Genomic DNA, 20425 nt, shown 5'->3' on the forward strand with positions numbered 1-20425 from the left:
ATTGACGAAAGCACTAAGTCGAATTTTAAATATGACTCGCGTTTTACGGGAATTCTGGTTTTATTACTTCGGGGTTATAAATGGGGATTTTCAGATGATCAGGGTCGTTTTTGTTACGCTCGCTTTTTTTCTCTTCGCCATATCACCGTCTGTTGCTCAGGATACGGCTCCTGACTGGAAAAAATTTGGTTCCGAATATTTGACCTATAATGGTCAGGCCCTGACGTTCGATGCGGCGGACCTGCAACGTCACCAGAACCGCTTGCGTTGCGTTAAAATGAATAATTATGGATGCGTTATGGGGCGAAGCTGGCAAGGGGCAGTCGCCAACGACAGGGTCGGTCATGCCATCTTCGAGCATCCGAAATGGTCGGTGCGCGCAGTTGTCCGGGATTATTGCTCAAAGAACCGCAGGGGATTGCGATCTGCAATGCAGATTGCCGAGACCTATTCACCCTGGTGCGATACGCTCGGCACCGTCGGGGTTCGAAACGGCTGGGGCAGATCATGCACTGGCGGCCCGCAGCCGCCTGCAGGCTTTAAAGGTCCTCTCTGCGCAAAACCCGCAAACGGCACGCCTGCGGCCGGCCAGTGCGGAAGCTGCAATTGCCCCGATGGCGTTGCGCAAGGCATGGCGGCCAGCGTGAAAGTCGGGATCAATGACAATCTTGCGCTTTTTGGTGCTGACGGCTCACCGAATGTCGGCAATCTGGTTGCCGTTCTCGGAAGCAAGTTCCGGCGGGAGACCGGTTTTGCAGTCAATGAAGGGTTGATCAAGGAAGGTATCGAGCTGGCGGGGCAATGCCGCTGACGGGCTTTTAGCTCCGCATCAACAATGCGCTTTGGGAACACCGACAGAGGCGGTGCAAGCCGCCTTTTTATGGACGCGGTCCAAGGCTTCCAGCCCGCCCCAAGGGCATCATCGGCCCGTAAGGCCGACGCTGGCTGCGTCCGTTAATTTTATGATAAATCAAGGAGTTAATGGTGGGTGATGTAGGGCTCGAACCTACGACCCGCTGATTAAGAGTCAGCTGCTCTACCAACTGAGCTAATCACCCGACCGGCACCGTGTGGCGGTGTGAGGGGGCGTATAAAGGGGAAGTTTGGGCTTGTCCAGCGCGGAAATGAAATTTCTTCGATTTTTGTGACGAAAAAATTTCAGCCGCGCTGGAAAAGCCTGAAAATCCGGGGTTTTACGGATTTTTCCTTTTATTCATCCGCGTCTGAAAGCCCGGCCGATAAGGATGAGGATGCAGGCGCCGATAAAGCCGGCGATGAGATAACCGAGCCAACCCGTCAAAACGATTCCAAATACGGAAAGGATGGCGTTGGCGACGATCGCGCCGACGATTCCAAGAAGGATGTTCATGAAAACACCCATATTGCTTTTCATGAATTGTTCGGCGAGCCACCCGGCGACACCACCGATGATGATGGCTGCGATCCAGCCAATGCCAGCAGATTCCATGATTTCCTCCCATGTTGCTGCATTATCAAAGGTGATGATTCCCGTGGTGAAAAGCAAGGCAAACTCCTGAAAACCTCGCTTTATGCGGGTGGTTTTCCGCGCGGCAGGCGCTAAATAGCCTGATGCGGGCGCGAAGAGACGAAAGGCATGGATGTGCGGTTGATGTTGGGCGGATTGATGGACGGCAAACGGGTGTTAGACGGCTCGACGCGGGATCGGCGGCAAAGGACGGCCATGGCGGCGATAATGGCCATGGTGCTTTTCCTGGTCGGCGGTCTCTTGTCGGCAATGCCCGCCGCGGCGCAGGAGGGAACGACATCGCCCGCCCCGGTGGCGATCCAGGCTTCGACCGTCGAACAGGCGAGGGCGGAGCTGGAGAAATGGAAGGCCGATGTTGCGGCCATCGCCCGGCAGGTGGAAGCGGGCGGCAGCGACGACGTGCAGCTTGTGGACCTCAAGGGGCGGGCCGATACCATTGCCGCCGATGCGGCCGCCGCCAACACCAAGCTGCGCACCCGTCTCGACCAGATCAAGACCCGGCTGGATGCGCTGGGTGCGGCGCCTGCGGACGACCAGCCGCCGGAAGCCAGCATGGTGACGGAAGAGCGAAACCGGCTGACGGCGGAACGGGCCGAGGTGAATGCGATTGCCGGCGAGGTGGAGAGCACGGCCACCAATGCCGCGCAGATCTCCAACAATATCACCGCCGTTCGCCGGGCGCTTTTCGCCGCCACGCTGTTCAAGCGCACGGAAGTTTCGGCACAGACGCTGGGTGATGCGTCCTCGGCCTTTCTGACCGAGCTGACCAACCTGAACAACGCTTTCAGCAGCTGGGCGAGTTTCGTCTGGAATTACAAGCGCCTGCCGATGTTCGGGGCCGTGACGCTGTCGATCATGGCGGCTCTTCTGTTTCTGGTGGGCGGTTACCGCTTTTTCGGCAGCCGCATGGACCGGCGGGCGTTTACGGGCGAGCCTTCCTATCTCAGACGGCTTTCGGTGGCCTTCTGGTCCACCATGGTGCAGTCGCTGTCGCTTTTCCTGTTTCTCGTCACCTCGGCGTTTTTCCTCGATAATTTCAACGTGCTGCGGTCCGATATCGCGCCGATCCTGTTCGGGGCCATGGCGGTCACGGGCTTCGTTTATTTCGTGTCGCGGCTGAGCTATGCGATCTTTGCGCCGACGCAGTCGGAATGGCGTCTGCTGCAGGTTTCCAATCGCGGCGCACACACGCTGTCCTCGGCCGTGCTGCTGATGGCGCTCGTCAATGGGCTCGATTATCTGTTCGGCACTATCAGCGAGACGTTGTATTCGCCGCTGATCGTCACCGTCGCCAAGAGTTTTGTCGCCTCGATCATTATCGGCCTCATCCTGCTCACCGTGTCGTTCCTGCGGCCGGTCATCGGCGAAGGGCAGGATTACGAGACCGGCAATCAGCGACTGCCGCGCTGGCTCGTCATTCTGCTGCGGGTCGGCGGTCTCATTCTCATCGGCGCCTGCCTGACGGGTTATGTCGGTCTTGCGCGCTTCCTCGCCACGCAGATTGTCGCCACCGGCGCGGTGCTGGCGACGATGTATATCGGCATTCTCTCCGGCAAGGCGATTTCACGGCAGGGGGCCTTTTCGGAATCCCTTGCCGGCCGCTATCTTGGGCGACGTTTCGGCCTCGGCCCGGTTGCGCTCGATCAGGCCGGTCTTGCCGCCGGGCTCGGCATCTATGCGGTAGCACTTGCCTTCGGCGTGCCGCTCATCCTGTTTTCCTGGGGTTTCCAGCCGGGCGATATTGAAAGCTGGGCCTATCGCCTGCTGACCGGCATCACCGTCGGAAATGCCTCGATTTCGCTGATCGGCCTCTTCGGCGGTGTTCTCGTCTTCGCCATCGGTTATATCATCACCCGCTGGTTCCAGAAGTGGCTGGACAACAACGTCATGGCGCGCGGGCAGGTGGATGCCGGCGTGCGCAACTCGGTCAAAACAGGTATCGGTTATCTCGGTATCGCAGTTGCGGCCATTTTCGGCGTCTCTTCGGCCGGTCTCAACCTTTCGAGCCTGGCGCTGGTGGCTTCTGCCCTGTCGGTCGGTATCGGTTTCGGCCTGCAGAATATCGTCTCGAACTTCGTCTCCGGCCTTATCCTGCTGGTGGAGCGACCCTTCAAGGTGGGGGACTGGGTGGTAACAGGCACGACGGAGGGCACCGTCAAGCGGCTTTCCGTGCGCGCCACCGAGATCGAAACTTTCCGTGGGCAATCGATCATCGTGCCGAATTCGGAATTCATCAATTCCTCGGTTGGCAACTGGACACACCGCAACCGCATCATGCGCGCCGAAATCCCGGTTTCCGTGTCTTACGATTCCGATCCGCAGAAGGTCATGGATATTCTGCTGGAACTCGTGCGCGCCCAGCCGCCGGTGCTGCGCAATCCCGAGCCGCATGTGGAATTCCTCCGCTTCGGCGATTTTTCGCTGGATTTCGAACTGCGTTTCCATCTCGCTGATCTGTCGAACGGGCTTGGCGTGAAAAACGCGCTGCGCATCGCCATCCTCCAGCGCTTCCGGGAGGAGGGGATCGACATCCCGTTCCCGCAGCGCAACCTCAACATCCACGTCGAAGGCGACGCCAATCCGCAGATGCTGGCGGCGCTGCTTTCGGAAGAGGGCGACAAGGCGGTGGTGGCCCATACGGGTGCGGCGTCGCCCGTCGCCGGCAATGCGCCGGAGAACGATGCCGGCAAGGCGGGCGGCAAGACTGTTGCGGAACAGCCAGCCGCGGCAAAAGCGGCCGGCAAGGACAAGTGAGCGGCTGCGGCTGGTATCGGTCCTTACGGGTGCGGGGCAGGCCTCGCATCCGACTGTCTTGCGGTGAATGATGGGCGCACCGGGTTTGCCTTTACTTGATGGAGGCCGGATATGCCCGACTGCCGTCACGAAAATATAATCGGAATACCCGTAATGACTGTATTGTTATGTAAACTGTAAGTTGATATATTGTGGTTATTGTTTAGTTTATTTCGTTTCTGTCGGGGTTCAAATGCCGGATCCAATCGATGAGAATGCCCAGCCTGCCCAGCCTGCCCAGCCTGCCCAGCCTGCCCAGCCTGCCCAGCCTGCCCAGCCTGCCCAGCCTCCGGGCCCGGTTTCCGCAAAAATACCTCTTCGCGAAAAACTGAAGGGTTTTTGGGCGTGGATGCAGCCCCATGCCGCCCGGCTGTCCCTTCTGACGGCCGGGGTCGTTATAGGTTCGGCGGGTCTGTTTTTCCTGATGGGTCAGACGGATGTGACCGACGATTACCTGCCCAAACGCTGGAATGAATCCATCCGCCGGTTGGGTATCACGCCGGTCTACCCGCCCCAGGAGGACATTTACGTTGGCGATATCATCGCCGAGGTCGTAGATTCAGGCCACAAGTTCAAATCCCTGCCGGACGACCTCCAGAGCGAATCCTTCATCGGCCGCTACGTCAAGGTGACGCAGATACCGGATCTTCGACGATACCTTTCCCTGAAATCGGAAGCCCCTTATTTCGGCGACAATACCTGGCAGCAGAGTGAGGAAAAGCTTGCTCTTTCGCAGCCGCGCACCGAAGTCCAGAATAATGGCACGACGTCGGGTCTCGAGGTGAAGGATGTGCTTTTCCCGGTTATCAAGATCGAGCGACGGGAAGGTATGGCCGGGCTCTGGAACACTATCGGTTTCGGCGGCGCGCGTGCGGATGTCGAGGAAATCGAGCTGCAGAACGTTCAGACGTACGCCATCAATCCTTTTCACGCTCAATACGCATTGATTCAGTTTTGTGCCGGCAAGAAAACGCAGCTTCTTTGTAACGATGAATATCTGCGGGAGAAGCTGTCCTATATTCTCGGCCGCGACATTTTGAGAAGTGCGGAAACCAAGGATTGCGGTCTGCGCTACATCTACGACATCCGGCTGCTTGTGGTGCGCCAGGCATTCCTGACGCGTGGTGTGAAGGTCACCAACGGCCGTGGCCGGTTGGTTGAGGCCAATCTGGCCGGTAGCAAGCCGGACATGAAGCAATTGCAGGATGCCGTGAATTCGGCGGCAACCGACCGACCCAAGGAAACCCCGGCGGACGCCGCCGTGAAGGAAAAGCTCGCTGCTGAAAATACCATCCGCAGCGCCAATAGTTCGGGCCTTTTCTCCGAACGTCGTTTTGCCCGGCCCCTCGTTATTGGTTTCAATTCCGTTTCGCTGGGTATGCGCGGCAGTACACCTGCCTGGAGGGATGATCTGGCAAAGGCAGCCGCCGATGAGAAAGTAAAAGGCACGACGCTGGCATGCGCGACATCAACGGAGGCGCAGAAATGAAAAACGCATCGATTTTGTTCGGACTTTTCTGCTTCTTTCTCGCCAGTACTCAAAATGCCCTCTCGCAGCCTGTTGGTGGCAACGGTTCCCCGATCAACGCCGATTGCCAATTTGAGATTCCGCCTTGCGAAACTCCAATCGTCAGTGTTCCAGGTAAGCCTCCGGTCTCTCCACCACCGGCAGCAGGGGGAGGAGGCATTCACAATCTGCCTGGAGCCTCCGTTTTCAAGGAAACGATAATTATTCCCGGCAACAACATGTTCGAAGAATTCAAACTGGATCAGCCCAAGATGCTTGAGATGCAGAAGCAGCTTCAGAATCGGTCACCCTGAATATCGGATCGATACTATCCAGCCTGTGTCGCCGTCTCCACAGGGGCGGCGGCAGTCGAACCAAAGCCCACCCCGATGGCGCAATTTCTTCCCTGTCGCAGCACCCTATGGCCATGTCGCAATCAGGCGGCTGAACGGCCGGCAAGCGCTTCATATTCCTCCCATCCAATGTCGGCGGAATAAGGCAAGGCCGGCGCTTTTCAGGGGTTCTGTAAATGAAGACACATGCACGGGCGGTGGTGATCGGTGGCGGCGTCGTCGGCGTTTCGACGCTTTATCATCTTGCCAAGAAGGGCTGGAGCGACAGCGTTCTCATCGAGCGCAAGGAGCTCACCTCGGGTTCCACCTGGCATGCGGCCGGGCTTCTGCCGCTGTTCAACATGAGCTATTCGGTCGGCCAGATCCACAAATATTCCGTGAAGTTCTATGAGGAGCTTCAGGAAGAGACCGGCATGAATGTCGGCTTCTCCAAGGTCTCCAACATCCGTCTCGCCCGCACCAAGGATCGCTGGGACGAATATATGTATTATGCCGGCATCGCCGAGACTATCGGTGTGCGCGTCAACATGCTGACGCCGGAGCAGGTGAAGGAAATCTGGCCGCTCTGCGAGACGGACGGCCTGCTGGGCGCCATCCAGCATCCGGATGACGGTTATATCCAGCCCGCCGATCTGACGCAGGCGCTGGCCAAGGGCGCGCGTGATCGCGGGGCGACCATCTACCGCAACACGACGGTCACCGCCATCGAGCAGCTGGAAGACGGTCACTGGAAGGTGACGACGGACAAGGGCGAGATCATCGCCGAACATATCATCTCCTGCACGGGTTCTTTTGCCCGCAAGACCGGCGAGATGGTCGGCATCAACATTCCGGTCATCCCGGTCGAGCATCAGTACATCGTTACCGAGCCGCATCCGGCCATTCAGGAACGTCGCCGCCAGGGCCTGCCGGAAATGGGCGTCCTGCGCGAATCCGACTCGGCCTGGTATATGCGCGAAGAAGCGGGCGGCCTGATCCTCGGTCCTTATGAAGTCGGTGCGCCGGTCTGTTATGTCGACGGTCCCTCCGATGACAGCGAATATGAGCTGTTCCAGGAAGAACTGGACCGCCTGATGCCGCATATCGAAACCGCCATGGTGCGCGTTCCGGCCTTCGGCGAAGTGGGCATCAAGAAAGTCTATAACGGCGCGATCGCCTATACGCCTGACGGTAACCCGATCGTTGGTCCCGCACCGGGCCTGAAGAATTTCTGGCTGAACGAAGGTCATTCCTTCGGCATCACCGCCGCCGGCGGCGCCGGCTGGCAGCTGGCCGAATGGATCGTCGACGGCGAGCCGACGCTCGACCTGATGGGTGTCGATCCGCGCCGCTTCGGGCCTTACGCAACGGAAGGTTACCTCATCGCGAAGAACGAGGAAGCCTATGCCAACGTCTTTACCATGCATTATCCGGATGAGGAGCGCTCCGCCGCCCGTCCGCTGAAGACCACGCCGGTTTATGACCGCCTGAAGAAGCTCGGCGGCGTGTTCGGCTCGGTTTATGGCTGGGAACGCGCCAACTGGTATGCGCCGGAAGGTTATGCGCTGCGCGACGAAGATCTCGGCGTCGGCGCCGATGTGATCACCAGCCACAATCACGCGCCGGCTCTGGATGACGGCCGTATCGTTGAAAAATGGTCCTTCCGCCGCTCGAATTATTTCGAACATGTCGGCAACGAGGTGAAGAACGTTCACCAGAATGTCGGCGTGCTTGATATGTCGGCCTTCGCGAAGATGGAGGTTTCCGGCCCCGGTGCGCGGGCATGGCTCGACAGCATTCTTGCCAACGCTGTGCCGAAGAAGCGCGGTCGCATCGCGCTCACCCATCTTCTGACGCCGACTGGCGGCGTGAAGGCGGAATTCACCGTTTATGAGTGGGCGCCGGGCCGCTTCTACATGGTTTCGGCCGGTGGTCTCGAGACGCATGACCATGACGTGCTGCGCCGTCTTGCGCCCACCGACGGGTCCGTGGTGCTGCAGCCGATCACTCAGAAATACGGCGTGCTGGTTCTGGCCGGTCCGAAGTCGCGCGATCTCCTGAAGAAGCTCACCCGCACCAGCCTTGATAACAAGGATTTCCCCTGGCTCACCGGCAAGCAGATTTCCGTCGGCGTGGCGACGGCGCATGCGCTGCGTGTCAACTTCGTGGGCGAACTGGGCTGGGAACTGCACCATCCGATCGAGATGCAGAACTACATCTTTGACCGGCTGATGGAAGCGGGCGCTGAATTCGGCATCAAGCCTTTCGGTATCCGGGCCATGGTGTCCATGTCGCTCGAAAAATCCTACCGCAACATGGGCCGAGAACTGTCGGTCGAATATAACGCCTATGAATCCGGCCTCGACCGCTTCCTGCGCCCGGAGAAGAACTTCATCGGCCGCGACGCACTGGTGGCCTACAAGGAGGCGGGCCTGAAGTCGGTCTTCTCGACGCTGACTGTTTCGGGCAATACGGATGTCGATGCGCGCGGTTCGGAAGCGATCTTCGATGAAAACGGTGTGCTTGCCGGACGTGCAACAAGCGGTGGGTTCGGCTGGCGCATGGGCAAATCCATCGCGCTTGCCATGCTCAAGCCGGAATACGCGGCCATCGGCACCAAGCTCAAGATCCGCATTCTCGGCACGTCCTATGATGCCGAAGTGGTTGAAGAGAGCCCGTTCGACACCGAAAATGCGCTTCTGCGCGTATAAGACCACATCCCCTCCCAAAGTCGGAATACGGCCCCTCGCGGGCCGTATTTCCTTTTAAGTAAGCATGTGCTCAACTGGCTTTCACGCAAAAGTGTTATTAATCATTCTGAAAAATGAGCCTGCTATCTTTCCCTGACATACGATGGGGGATCGGGGCAGAATGAATTTCCTGGGCATTACGGGCATGCAATATTCTGGCGTGCCTTTCACTAACAACCGCATTTTGCTGGCGGAAGACAGCAACGTGTTCACCCAGATGGTGACCCTGCGTCTCAAGGAGATGCTGGGCGTTTCCGTGGAGGTGTGCCGCTCTTTTGAAGAGTTGCAGGCCTGTTACGAACATTCTCCCGAACCGGTGACGCTGGCGATTTCCAACATCAACCTACCGGGGGCGGAAAAGGGTGAGGCGCTGGAATATCTGATCGATCTTTCGATCCCGACCATCGTTTTCACCAGCACCTTCCACGAGGGGACGCGCGAAACGCTGATCGCCAAGGATGTGGTCGATTATATCCTGAAGGACAATATTTTCGCCGTGGATATGCTGACGGAATCCGTCTGCCGTTTTCTCACCAACCACCGCCACCATGTGCTGATCGTTGATGACAGCCCGACGGCGCGGGCGCTGCTTTCGAGCCGCCTCAAGCGTTATAATTTCCGTGTCAGCCTGGCAGATAGCGGCGCCAAGGCGCTCGAAATCCTGAAGGCCAATTCCGATATCGGCCTCGTGGTGACTGACTATAACATGCCCGATATTGACGGCTTCGAACTGACGCGGCGCATCCGCACCGTACGCGGGTCGCATGAGCTGCGCATCATCGGCGTCTCGTCCTCCACAAACCGGCTGCTTTCCGCGCGGTTCCTCAAGGCGGGCGGCAATGATTTCATGCTGCGGCCCTTCATTGACGAGGAGTTCTATTGCCGCGTCAACCAGAACCTCGATACGCTGGTTCAGATACAGCTGGCAAAAGCGGGAGTAAGGCCGGCGGCCTGAGCCGGGTCTTCCCCGTTAAAGCTGCGATTCGAGCGGCAGGAAGCGCATGATACCGGCGACGATGCGGCGGCTGATGGCGGCGTCGGGTTCGCGCCGGTAGGTTTTCGTCCGCCCCTGTTCTTCCGTCATCCAGACAATATGCCTGCCTTTGTCGATTTCCAGCTCGAAGCTCATGGTGCGGCGGATTTCGTCGGCGAATATCTCATCCATACGGGCGACCAGCGGGGCTGAGTTGAACACGACGCCCATTTCCGTATTGAGCGAGGCGGAGCGTGGATCGAAATTGAGCGAGCCGATATAGCCGGTCTTGCCATCACGGGTGAAGGCCTTGGTGTGCAGGCTCGCCTGTCCCGAACCGCGCAGGGTGAAGTTTGACTGATCCGCCTGCGCGCGCAGCTCATGCAGCTGCACCCCGCCGGAGAGGAGCGGTTTTCGATAGCGGGCATAACCGGCGTGAACGGCGGCAACATCGGTCGCCGCCAGCGAATTGGTGAGGATGGCGACTGACACGCCGTTTTCGGCGAGTTGCAGGAATATCCCCACCCCCTGTTTGCCGGGAATGAAATAGGGGGAGGTGATATGCAGGCTGTCGCCTGCTGCCTGCATCAGCGGCAGCAGGCTTTCCATCAGGAAGTTGTGGCCCTTGCGGCGTTTACCCGCCGCTTTCTCCGGCGGATCGGCAAGGATATCCGCCGCCTCAACCCAGTGCAGGCGGTCCGACATCAGAAAATGATCGCGGCCATACTGGCTTTCGACGCGTTCCAGATAGGGTTTGGCCGCCTCGCTTTTCGGCAGGGCATCCAGTTCGCGGCGCAATTTGGCGAGTTTGTTTGGCCTGCGTGAAAGCAGGGAACGCACGGGAACGGAAACGGCGCTGTTCCAGTAATCGTCGAAGATCTCGGTGGCGTCGGCGACGATGCTGCCGAAACCGAGAATATCGAAATCATGGAAATTCGCGCGCTCGGCGGCATCGAAATAGGCGTCGCCAATATTGCGCCCGCCGACGATCACGGCCCGCCCGTCGGCAATCCACGCCTTGTTGTGCATGCGCCGGTTGACGCTTCGGAAACGCAGCACCAGCTCGATGCCTCGATGCAGCATGTTTTCCCGCGCCCGGGTGGGATTAAACAGCCTGAGTTCGATATTCGGATGGCTGTCGATGGCGTGGAAGATACGGTCGGAAATGGAAACGCCGAGATCGTCGAGGAGCAGACGCACGCGCACGCCGCGATCGGCGGCGGCGATCACCTCACGCATCATCAGCCGTCCGGTCAGGTCGGCATTCCACATGTAATACATGAGATCGAGGCTGCGCCCCGCCGCCCGGGCCGCCGCCACGCGCACCGCAAAGGCATCGAGATTGGAATGTAAGAGGCAGAGCGCATTCTTCTCGTTCCAGCCGTTTCTGATCGACTGCCAGTGCCGGTCCAGCGCCGTTTCATCCTCGGCAACGGGCATGGCGGTGGAGGGGCGTTTGGGAATGGCCCTTTCCCGCTGCTTGCCGATGACGACGAACAGGCTCGGTCCTATGACCAGGAGAAGAATGATGATGAAGACCGTAAATGCAGTCACTTGTTTTGATCGCTCCCGGCCCGAAGAGTATCAGGCGCAGTGAAAACGCGCGAGGAGATAAAGCGTTCACGGCATTGGACGTTGTGGATGAAAAACGCTGTCTTCCGCCCGTCGAAGGGACTTGTGATTAAGATAAGTGTGTGCTTATGTGTTGTCATGACTGAGAATGATATTTTCCGTGCGCTGGCCGATCCGACACGCCGCGCCATTTTCGAAAAACTGGCGGACGGCGCCATGAACGCTTCCGCCTTGCGTGAAGGCATCGAGATCAGCCAGCCGGCCATGTCGCAGCATCTTTCTGTCCTGCGCGGGGCGGGGCTGGTGGTTGAAAGGCGGCAGGGCCGTTTCGTCAATTATGAGGTCGATCCGGAAGGATTGACCCGCATTGCGGCATGGCTCGGCAAATATCGCGCCTACTGGCCGCAGCGCATCGAGGCTCTGAAGCTCCTGCTGAAGGATATGGATCAATGAACAGGCAAACACCGGAAGCACCGAAAAACGGTCTGGAGCTTGAATATGATCTGGACGAGCCGCCGCAGAAAGTGTGGCGTGCGATCAGCATTCCCGCCTTTCGCGAACACTGGTTGCCGAGGCAGGCCCTGGCGGAACCAGAGGCGATAAAGACGACGCCGGGGCAGGAGGTCTGCTACCGGCTGCGGGAGGATCATCCGCCATTTCTGGAAAGCACCGTCACGTTCCGGATCGCAACGAATGACCGTGGCGGCACCCGCCTGCGCATCATTCATGACCTGCCCGTAAATACCGGCTGCATGACGAAGGCCGCCGCAAACCACAACGGTTCGCCGATCAAGCTCGCCGCCTGATCCGGCACGTTTCCCGATATTCTTAAACGACAGGAGTTCGCCGATGCGCGAAACGATGCAACTCGTCCCTATGGTAGTCGAACAATCGTCAAGGGGAGAACGGTCTTTCGACATCTACTCCCGCCTGCTGCGGGAGAGGATCATCTTCCTCAATGGCGAGGTGAACGATACGGTTTCCGCGCTGGTCTGCGCGCAATTGCTGTTTCTTGAAGCGGAAAACCCGAAGAAGCCGATCCATCTCTACATCAATTCGCCGGGTGGCATGGTGACCAGCGGTTTCGCCATGTATGACACCATGCGTTACATTCGCGCGCCGGTGCATACGCTGTGCATGGGAACGGCCCGTTCCATGGGCTCGTTCCTGCTGATGGCGGGCGAACCCGGCATGCGGGCGGCGCTGCCCAATGCCAGCATCCTCATTCACCAGCCATCAGGCGGTTTTCAGGGGCAGGCGTCGGACATGCTTATCCACGCCGAGGAAATCAGGCAGACAAAACACCGCATGACGCGGCTTTACGCCGAACATTGCGGGCGCAGCTACGAGGATTTCGAGAGGGCGATGGATCGCGACCGGTTCATGACGGTGCAGGAGGCTCTGGAATGGGGCCTGATCGACCGCATTCTGGAAGTCCGCGAGGATGCGGCGGCATAGGGCCGGACTTACTCGGATTTCCGGCTGATATTGGCACCTGCTGGCAGGACTTCCAGGCTGCGCCGGGCAAGCTCAGCCACTACTTCCTCGAAACCGAAGCGGGATGTCCAGCCCAGCCCCTCTGCGGCGCGTGCGGGTGAATAGATCCGGTCAATGGTCGCCGGCAGCGCCCATCCCATCTGCGCGAAAGCGGCGGCGAGGGCGGGGGTCCGCTGCCGCAGGATGAAGGCTGCATCCCGAGCGAGGATGTCGCAGTCATCAGCGGAAAACGGGGTCGCGGCCGATATGATATAGCGTTGGAAATCGTCTCCCGCATTGCTCAGCGCCAGCAGATGGGCGTCGGCGACATCGCGGATATCGACGCCGCGATGCAGCCGGTAGGCCGCCATCACATCGGCGGGCTCCGGGAAACTTCTGGACATGCGCAGCACGCGCACGGCGAGATGCGGGCCCGCCATCTCCGCCAGCACCTGCTCGGCTTCGAGCTTGGTGCGGTGATAGATGCTTTTCGGCCGGGGCGGCGTCTCTTCATCGATGAATGTGCAGGACCCTGCAGATACGGCGTGTCCATAAAGCGCCGTGGTGCTGGTGAAAACCAGCCGTGGCACGCCTGCCGCCATGGCCGCTTCCGCCAGCATGCGGGTCCCGTCGACATTGATGCGCTGAAATTCCGCGTCCGGAACGATGCCGACATGCGGGGCGTGGAGTGCCGCCGTATGGATCACCGCATCTGCGCGCTCGAGAGCGGAATGCAGGAGCGCCCTGTCTGCGAAATCGCCAACGATATGGGTGGTGGAGAAGGGGGAGCGGTCAATGCCGGTAACATCGTGCCTGCCGGCCAGGGCGCTGAAAATCGCACGGCCGACCCGACCGGAACTGCCCGTGAGCACTATCCGCATGATGTTGCCTCCATATCAACACAAAAGGCAGCGCCATGCGCTGCCTTTCAGGGGTGCATCCGGATGATCAGATATCCAGATTGTCCGCAAAGGCCGCCCGCTCCTGAATGAAACGGAAGCGCGCATCGGCCTTGGTGCCCATCAGGTTGTCGACGGCCTCGCGGGTGCCTTCGAAATCCACATCGTCGATCTCGACGCGCAGCAGGGTGCGCTTTTCGGGATCCATGGTGGTTTCCTTCAGCTGCTGGGCCATCATTTCGCCAAGGCCTTTGAAGCGGCCGATTTCGACCTTCTTGCCCTTGAAGACGGTTTCCATCAGCTCGGCGCGGTGGGCGTCGTCGCGGGCATAAGCGCTCTTGGCACCCTGACGGATGACGTAAAGCGGCGGCACCGCCAGATAGAGGTGATTGCCGCGAATGAGTTCCGGCATTTCCTGATAGAAGAAGGTGATGAGCAGCGAGGCGATATGGGCGCCGTCGACATCGGCATCGGTCATGATGATGATGCGCTCGTAACGCAAATCTTCTTCGCGGTATTTGGTGCGGGTACCGCAGCCGAGCGCCTGAATGAGATCGGCGATCTGCTGGTTGGCGGAGAGTTTTTCGCGGCTGGCGCTGCCGACGTTCAAAATCTTGCCGCGCAGGGGCAGGATGGCCTGATTGGCGCGGTTGCGCGCCTGCTTGGCCGAGCCGCCGGCCGAGTCACCCTCGACGATGAAAAGTTCCGCATTTTCCGCCGTGTTCTGGGCGCAGTCCGCCAGCTTGCCGGGCAGGCGCAGCTTGCGCACGGCGGTCTTGCGGTTGACTTCCTTTTCCTTGCGGCGGCGCAGGCGCTCTTCGGCGCGCTCGATCACCCAGTCGAGCAGCTTGGCCGCTTCGCCCGGATTGCCGGCGAGATAGTGGTCGAAGGGATCGCGCAGCGCGTTTTCGACGATGCGCTGGGCTTCGACGGTCGCGAGCTTGTCCTTGGTCTGGCCGACGAATTCAGGCTCGCGGATGAAGACCGAGAGCATGCCGGCGGCAGAGATCATCACGTCGTCGGTGGTGATGTCCTTGGCGCGCTTGTTCTGCGTCAGATCGGCATAATTTTTGAGGCCCTTGGTGAGCGCGATGCGGAAACCCGCCTCATGCGTGCCGCCTTCGGGCGTCGGGATGGTGTTGCAATAGGAATGGATCTGCGTATCGCCGCCATACCAGGTGACCGCCCATTCCAGCGCGCCGTGGCCGCCGGTCTTTTCGGTGCGGCCCGAGAAAATCTCGCGGGTGACGGTGAATTCCTTGCCGAGCGTGGCGGCAAGATAATCCTTGAGGCCGCCGGGGAAATGGAACACGGCCTTTTCGGGGATTTCGCCGCCGGCCGGCACCATGCCGGGATCGCAGCTCCAGCGGATTTCGACGCCGCCGAAGAGATAGGCCTTGGAGCGGGCCATGCGGAAAATGCGCGCCGGTTCGAATTTCGCGTGATCGCCGAAGATTTGCGGATCGGGATGGAACCGCACGCGGGTGCCGCGACGGTTGTGCACGTCGCCCAGTTCCTCAAGCCCGCCGATCGGCGCGCCGCGCGAAAAACGCTGGCGGTAAAGCTTGCGGTTACGCGCCACTTCCACTTCCAGAAGATCGGACAGCGCATTGACCACGGAAACGCCGACGCCGTGCAGGCCGCCCGATGTCTCATAGGCCTTGCCGTCGAACTTGCCGCCGGCATGCAGCTTGGTCATGATGACTTCGAGCGTCGACTTGCCGGGAACCTGCGGGTGGTTTTCCACGGGAATGCCGCGGCCGTTATCGGTGACCGTCAGAAAGCCTTCGGCATCGAGATGGACCTCGATGAAATTGGCATGGCCGGCGACGGCCTCGTCCATGGAGTTGTCGATGACTTCGGCGAAAAGGTGGTGCAGCGCCTTCTCGTCGGTGCCGCCGATATACATGCCCGGCCGCATGCGCACCGGCTCCAGCCCTTCAAGCACGCGGATTGATGAGGCGCCGTAATCGTCACCGGAAGGAGACACGGGTGCTGGTGGCGCAGGCGGCGTGGCAGCCGCAACGGCTGCGGGTTTCGGCTGCACGTTCGCGTTGGCGGGAACTGTCGACGGGGCCTTCACGGGTTTGACCGCGTCATCATTCGTTTCCGTTTCGCTGTTTCGTGCTGCCGGAAGACCGGAGAAGAGATCGTTGCTGTCGTCCATCATGTCCAAGTTCAAAATTCGTGTCGTCAGAATTTCGCCAAGCGAATCAGTATGCCAATGGGGCGATTATAGCGCCAAACGTGTAAGGCGTGTGGCCGAACGCGGCGCACCTTATGCCACGATTGTGTCAGGGTTTCGCAACAGGAGGATTGCGCTGCCGGCCTTGCAATGGCAAGTCTCGCAGCCACGAATGAACGGTTAACCAAGGCATGTCCACAGCTCATTTCACGTTTTGTACTCTTTTCTGCCTGACTGTTGCGGCGATGCCGGGCGGCGCCGGGGCGGCTGACGGGCCGCTGCGGCCCTTCAAGGACGAGCTATTTTCCGCCCAGACGGTGCTTTCCACTGGAGATGGCGGCGCATCTGAGGTGATCGATTATCAGGAGATGCGCGACATCAACGGCCGCGACGAGGTGCCGGAGCGGCGGGTGAAACGGCAATATGTCGATATGGCGCCGAAGAGCGCGCAGGCGCTTGAAACCGTGTCGGTCGAGGGTAGGGCGCTCGAAGTGGGGCGCGTCGGGCCGGCAAGCGGACAGGCCTTCACCGTCATCTTCATCCACGGGCGCGGCGGTGACCGGCGGCTCGGCATGAATGACTACACCTTCGGCGGCAACTTCAACCGCATGAAGAACCTGGCGGTCGCCAATGGCGGCACCTATTATGCGCCGAGCGTGCGCTCCTTCGATGAGAACGGCGTTGCCGATGTCGCGGCGTTGATTGCCGATGCAGCCAGAAAATCGGGCGGCAAGCCTGTTGTGCTGACCTGCGCCTCCATGGGCAGCTTCATCTGCTATGGCATCAGCCGCGACAAGGCTGCTGTCGCCAAGCTCAAGGGCATGGCGATCCTCGGTGGTGCGGTCGATCCCGATTTTCCGAAAAGCGTCTTTGCAAAAGCGAAGAAGCCTGTGTGGTTCACCCATGGCAGCGCCGACAAGGTCTATTCGGCCGATCAGCAGGCGATGATCTTCCGCACCCTGCTGAAGGCCGGCGAGCCGGCGCGGTTCACGCGGTATGAGACCGGAAGCCACGGCACGCCGGTGCGGATGACCGACTGGCGGGCGGTTTTGAACTGGATTTTGAGCCGCTGAGGCCTCGATTTGGGTCAGCGGTGGCAAAATTTTCGAAATCGGCCGTCGTTTTGAACCTTCGGGCCGCTTTTTTGTACCATTTGTTGCCGGCTGCGGTTAAAGGAATATCCCGGGATTTCCGGCAGTATTTCTGTCGTGATTAAGGGCCGCTTTGCGGCTGAGGGATGGGGCGCCGCCAAAGGTGGGGCCAGAGACAAAGGGAATGGATACGCATGACGCCGAATGTTCGACCGCTTGTTGCCGGAAACTGGAAGATGAACGGCACCCGTGCCTCGCTCGATCAGATCAAGGCCATGGCAGAAGGCGTCAAGGGCGCGCTGTCCGAAAAGGTGGATGCGCTGATCTGCCCGCCCTCGACATTGCTTTACGTTGCAACGGCGCTCTGTGATGACAGCCCGCTGATGATCGGCGCGCAGGATTGCCACCAGAACGCATCCGGCGCCCATACCGGCGATATTTCCGCCGAGATGATTGCCGACTGCTTCGGCACCCATGTCATCGTCGGCCATTCAGAGCGTCGCACCGACCATGCCGAGACGGATCATCTGGTGCGCGCCAAGGCCGTTGCCGCGCACGAGGCGGATCTCATCGCCATCGTCTGCATCGGCGAGACGGCGGATGAGCGCAAGGCGGGCCAGACACTCGATATCCTCAAGCGGCAGCTGGCCGGCTCCCTGCCGGACGAGGCAACCGCCGAAAACACCGTCATCGCCTATGAGCCGGTCTGGGCGATCGGCACGGGTCTGACGCCGACGGTTGAAGACGTGCGCGAGGCCCATGCCTTCATGCGCGACGAGCTCGTGAAGCGCTTCGGCGATGCCGGCAAGACCATGCGCATCCTCTATGGCGGCTCGGTAAAGCCGGCCAATGCGCTGGAACTGATGGGCGTCGAAAACGTCGATGGCGCGCTGATTGGCGGTGCGAGCTTGAAAGCTTCCGACTTCCTTTCCATCTATGCGGCATACGAGCAACTGACGGCTTGATCCAAGCTTTCCTGCAAGAGTGGCGGGAAAGGGGCTTGGAATAAGCCGTCGCCTCATGTAAAGAGCCGCAAAACCTTCTTTATGGTGCTCCGCGCGGGGCATGGAATGGATTGTCATGCAGACCGTTTTGATTGTTATTCACCTCATGATCGTGCTGGCGCTTGTCGGCGTGGTCCTGATCCAGCGTTCCGAAGGCGGCGGCCTCGGTATCGGCGGCGGTTCGGGCTTCATGTCCGCGCGCGGAACGGCCAATGCGTTGACCCGCACGACGGGCATCCTCGCCGCGCTGTTCTTCCTGACGTCGCTCGGCCTTGGTCTTATGACCCGCTACGAATCGCGCCCGACCGACATTCTGAACCGTATCCCGGCCACGCAGGGTCAGGGCAACGGCATTCTCGACACGCTCGGCCCGGCAACGACGCCCGCAACCCCGGCTCCGGCTGGGAATGGCGTTCCGACCAATAGTGGCGCAGCCGCACCCGCACAGACGACACCGGCCCCTGCCGCTTCCGGCACGGCCGCCCCGGCACCGGCGCAGCCCGCCGATCCGAACGCAGTTCCGACCGGTCAATAAGCCCGGTTCTGATTTAACGCTCCGGCAGGCCAAAAGCCTGCCGGTTTTCTTTTGTTCGCATTCCGGCTCGTCCCATCGCAGATTCGTCAACAGCGAATTTTCGAAACCATTAATTTTGGGCTGGCGGAATCAGAGGTAAAAAGGTATCCGGTGAATCCCATGGCGCGATATGTATTCATCACAGGCGGCGTGGTCTCCTCTCTTGGCAAGGGCATCGCTGCGGCAGCACTCGGAGCTTTGTTGCAATCCCGTGGTTATCGGGTGCGGCTTCGTAAACTCGACCCCTATCTGAACGTCGATCCCGGCACCATGAGCCCGACACAGCACGGCGAAGTGTTCGTGACTGACGACGGTGCCGAGACGGACCTCGATCTTGGCCACTATGAGCGCTTCACGGGGCGTTCGGCCACCAAGACCGATAACATCACGACCGGTCGCATCTACAAGAACATCATCGACAAGGAACGGCGCGGCGACTATCTCGGCGCAACCGTTCAGGTCATTCCGCATGTCACCAACGAGATCAAGGATTTCGTGATCGAGGGCAATGACGATTACGACTTCGTCATCTGCGAGATCGGCGGCACGGTGGGTGACATCGAGGCGATGCCGTTCATGGAAGCGATCCGCCAGCTCGGCAACGACCTGCCGCGCGGCACGGCGATCTATCTTCACCTGACGCTGATGCCTTACATTCCGGCAGCCGGCGAGCTGAAGACCAAGCCGACCCAGCATTCCGTGAAGGAGCTGCAGGCGCTCGGCATTCACCCCGACATCCTGCTTGTGCGCGCCGACCGGGAAATCCCGGAAGCGGAACGCCGCAAGCTTTCGCTGTTCTGCAACGTGCGTCCTTCCGCTGTCATTCAGGCGCTGGATGTTGCAAACATCTATGACGTTCCGATCGCCTACCACAAGGAAGGTCTCGATTCGGAAGTGCTGGCCGCCTTCGGCATCGAGCCGGCGCCCAAGCCGCGTCTGGAGCCATGGGAAGAGGTCTGCAACCGCATCCGCACGCCGGAAGGTGAAGTCACGATTGCGATCGTCGGCAAATATACCGGCCTCAAGGATGCCTATAAGTCGCTGATCGAGGCGCTGCATCACGGTGGCTTCGCCAACCGGGTTAAGGTCAAGCTGGAATGGATCGAGTCGGAAGTCTTCGAAAAGGAAGATCCGACACCCTATCTCGAAAAGGTCAACGGCATTCTGGTGCCGGGCGGTTTCGGCGAGCGCGGTTCGGAAGGCAAGATCATGGCGGCGCAGTTCGCCCGTGAGCGCAACGTGCCCTATTTCGGGATCTGCTTTGGCATGCAGATGGCAGTCGTGGAAGCGGCGCGTCATCTGGCCGGCATCGAGAATGCCTCCTCCACCGAATTCGGTCCGACGGCTGAGCCCGTCGTTGGCCTGATGACCGAGTGGGTAAAGGGCAACGAGCTGGAGAAGCGCTCCACCAAGGGCGATCTAGGCGGCACCATGCGTCTCGGCGCTTACAAGGCAGCGCTGAAGAAGGACACGAAGATCGCCGAAATCTACGGTTCCACGGATATTTCCGAGCGCCACCGCCACCGTTACGAGGTGAATGTGGACTATAAGGACCGGCTGGAAGAGTGCGGCCTCGTCTTCTCGGGCATGTCTCCTGATGGTGTGCTGCCGGAAACGGTGGAATATCCTGACCATCCCTGGTTCATCGGTGTGCAATACCACCCGGAACTCAAGAGCCGCCCGCTCGACCCGCATCCGCTGTTTGCCAGCTTCGTTGAAGCGGCGGTGGAGCAGAGCCGGCTGGTTTGATGGTTTGAATGAT

18 protein-coding genes and 1 tRNA gene are annotated in these 20425 nt (G+C 59.8%); 13 read left to right on the forward strand and 6 right to left on the reverse strand.

The features are described 5' to 3' along the window. Nucleotide 1 precedes the first annotated feature (1 nt). Entirely contained in the window at nucleotides 2–811 is an 810-nt protein-coding gene (locus WDZ78_RS05735) for a hypothetical protein (protein ID WP_425672528.1), read from the forward strand. Nucleotides 812–982: 171 nt separating this feature from the next. On the opposite strand, the gene WDZ78_RS05740 is transcribed toward WDZ78_RS05735, so the two are convergent. The 3 genes from WDZ78_RS05740 to WDZ78_RS05750 form a co-directional block, all read right to left on the reverse strand. After that, nucleotides 983–1058, reverse strand: a tRNA-Lys gene (locus tag WDZ78_RS05740). 155 nt (nucleotides 1059–1213) lie between these two features. Beyond that, a complete protein-coding gene (locus WDZ78_RS05745; RefSeq protein ID WP_003524764.1) occupies nucleotides 1214–1468 on the reverse strand; it encodes a GlsB/YeaQ/YmgE family stress response membrane protein in 255 nt (84 codons plus the stop codon). 110 nt (nucleotides 1469–1578) lie between these two features. Further along, complete coding sequence (locus tag WDZ78_RS05750) at nucleotides 1579–1722, reverse strand: hypothetical protein (RefSeq protein WP_425672529.1); 144 nt, start codon at nucleotides 1720–1722, stop codon at nucleotides 1579–1581. Here WDZ78_RS05750 and WDZ78_RS05755 point away from each other — a divergent pair. The 5 genes from WDZ78_RS05755 (at nucleotide 1715) to WDZ78_RS05775 (ending at nucleotide 9844) form a co-directional block, all read left to right on the forward strand. Beyond that, a complete protein-coding gene (locus WDZ78_RS05755) occupies nucleotides 1715–4261 on the forward strand; it encodes a mechanosensitive ion channel family protein (protein ID WP_020012675.1) in 2547 nt (848 codons plus the stop codon). The two genes, WDZ78_RS05750 and WDZ78_RS05755, sit on opposite strands and share 8 nt — an antisense overlap. Nucleotides 4262–4493: 232 nt before the next feature. Further along, nucleotides 4494–5789, forward strand: a complete 1296-nt coding sequence (locus WDZ78_RS05760; protein ID WP_425672530.1) for a hypothetical protein — start codon at nucleotides 4494–4496, stop codon at nucleotides 5787–5789. Continuing rightward, nucleotides 5759–6121, forward strand: a complete 363-nt coding sequence (locus tag WDZ78_RS05765; protein WP_026364123.1) for a hypothetical protein — start codon at nucleotides 5759–5761, stop codon at nucleotides 6119–6121. Before WDZ78_RS05760 ends, WDZ78_RS05765 begins: the two co-directional genes overlap by 31 nt. Nucleotides 6122–6336: 215 nt before the next feature. After that, nucleotides 6337–8850 (forward strand): GcvT family protein, encoded by a 2514-nt coding sequence (locus tag WDZ78_RS05770; RefSeq protein ID WP_425672531.1) that lies wholly within the window; start codon nucleotides 6337–6339, stop codon nucleotides 8848–8850. A 160-nt stretch (nucleotides 8851–9010) separates the two neighbouring features. Then, nucleotides 9011–9844 (forward strand): response regulator, encoded by an 834-nt coding sequence (locus WDZ78_RS05775; protein ID WP_003502949.1) that lies wholly within the window; start codon nucleotides 9011–9013, stop codon nucleotides 9842–9844. 15 nt (nucleotides 9845–9859) lie between these two features. Here WDZ78_RS05775 and WDZ78_RS05780 read toward each other — a convergent pair whose 3' ends face one another. Further along, on the reverse strand, nucleotides 9860–11416 hold the full coding sequence (locus WDZ78_RS05780; RefSeq protein ID WP_425672532.1) for a phospholipase D family protein: 1557 nt from the start codon (nucleotides 11414–11416) through the stop codon (nucleotides 9860–9862). Nucleotides 11417–11572: 156 nt separating this feature from the next. Here WDZ78_RS05780 and WDZ78_RS05785 point away from each other — a divergent pair, with 156 nt between their 5' ends. From WDZ78_RS05785 to WDZ78_RS05795, 3 genes are read left to right on the forward strand one after another with little or no spacing between them, the layout of a single operon-like run. Then, the gene (locus WDZ78_RS05785; protein WP_006697387.1) at nucleotides 11573–11887 is read left to right on the forward strand and encodes an ArsR/SmtB family transcription factor; all 315 of its coding nucleotides are present in this window, start codon (nucleotides 11573–11575) and stop codon (nucleotides 11885–11887) included. Next, nucleotides 11884–12240, forward strand: a complete 357-nt coding sequence (locus WDZ78_RS05790; RefSeq protein WP_425672533.1) for an SRPBCC family protein — start codon at nucleotides 11884–11886, stop codon at nucleotides 12238–12240. The genes WDZ78_RS05785 and WDZ78_RS05790 overlap by 4 nt, the downstream gene beginning before the upstream one ends. A gap of 43 nt (nucleotides 12241–12283) precedes the next feature. Further along, nucleotides 12284–12892 carry an ATP-dependent Clp protease proteolytic subunit gene (locus WDZ78_RS05795; protein WP_060725770.1) on the forward strand — a complete coding sequence of 203 codons (609 nt, stop codon included), beginning with the start codon at nucleotides 12284–12286 and terminating at the stop codon, nucleotides 12890–12892. 8 nt (nucleotides 12893–12900) lie between these two features. Here the strand turns inward: WDZ78_RS05795 and WDZ78_RS05800 are convergent, their stop codons facing one another. Beyond that, entirely contained in the window at nucleotides 12901–13791 is an 891-nt protein-coding gene (locus WDZ78_RS05800; protein ID WP_425672534.1) for an NAD-dependent epimerase/dehydratase family protein, read from the reverse strand. A gap of 67 nt (nucleotides 13792–13858) precedes the next feature. Further along, nucleotides 13859–15979, reverse strand: coding sequence for a DNA topoisomerase IV subunit B (gene parE / locus WDZ78_RS05805; RefSeq protein ID WP_020012615.1), 2121 nt, complete (start codon nucleotides 15977–15979; stop codon nucleotides 13859–13861). A gap of 206 nt (nucleotides 15980–16185) precedes the next feature. On the opposite strand from parE, the gene WDZ78_RS05810 reads away from it, so the two are divergent. The 4 genes from WDZ78_RS05810 (at nucleotide 16186) to WDZ78_RS05825 (ending at nucleotide 20412) form a co-directional block, all read left to right on the forward strand. Continuing rightward, nucleotides 16186–17067 carry an alpha/beta fold hydrolase gene (locus WDZ78_RS05810; RefSeq protein ID WP_026364114.1) on the forward strand — a complete coding sequence of 294 codons (882 nt, stop codon included), beginning with the start codon at nucleotides 16186–16188 and terminating at the stop codon, nucleotides 17065–17067. Nucleotides 17068–17279: 212 nt separating this feature from the next. After that, nucleotides 17280–18050: a triose-phosphate isomerase gene (tpiA, locus tag WDZ78_RS05815; RefSeq protein WP_020012613.1), complete on the forward strand. Its 771-nt coding sequence runs from the start codon at nucleotides 17280–17282 to the stop codon at nucleotides 18048–18050. Between the two features lie 115 nt (nucleotides 18051–18165). Next, nucleotides 18166–18624: a preprotein translocase subunit SecG gene (gene secG, locus WDZ78_RS05820; RefSeq protein ID WP_425672535.1), complete on the forward strand. Its 459-nt coding sequence runs from the start codon at nucleotides 18166–18168 to the stop codon at nucleotides 18622–18624. Between the two features lie 159 nt (nucleotides 18625–18783). Next, nucleotides 18784–20412 (forward strand): CTP synthase, encoded by a 1629-nt coding sequence (locus tag WDZ78_RS05825; RefSeq protein WP_425672536.1) that lies wholly within the window; start codon nucleotides 18784–18786, stop codon nucleotides 20410–20412. Nucleotides 20413–20425: the final 13 nt, after the last annotated feature.

It is taken from the genome of Agrobacterium sp. M50-1 (assembly GCF_049843495.1).
GTDB lineage: Bacteria > Pseudomonadota > Alphaproteobacteria > Rhizobiales > Rhizobiaceae > Agrobacterium > Agrobacterium radiobacter.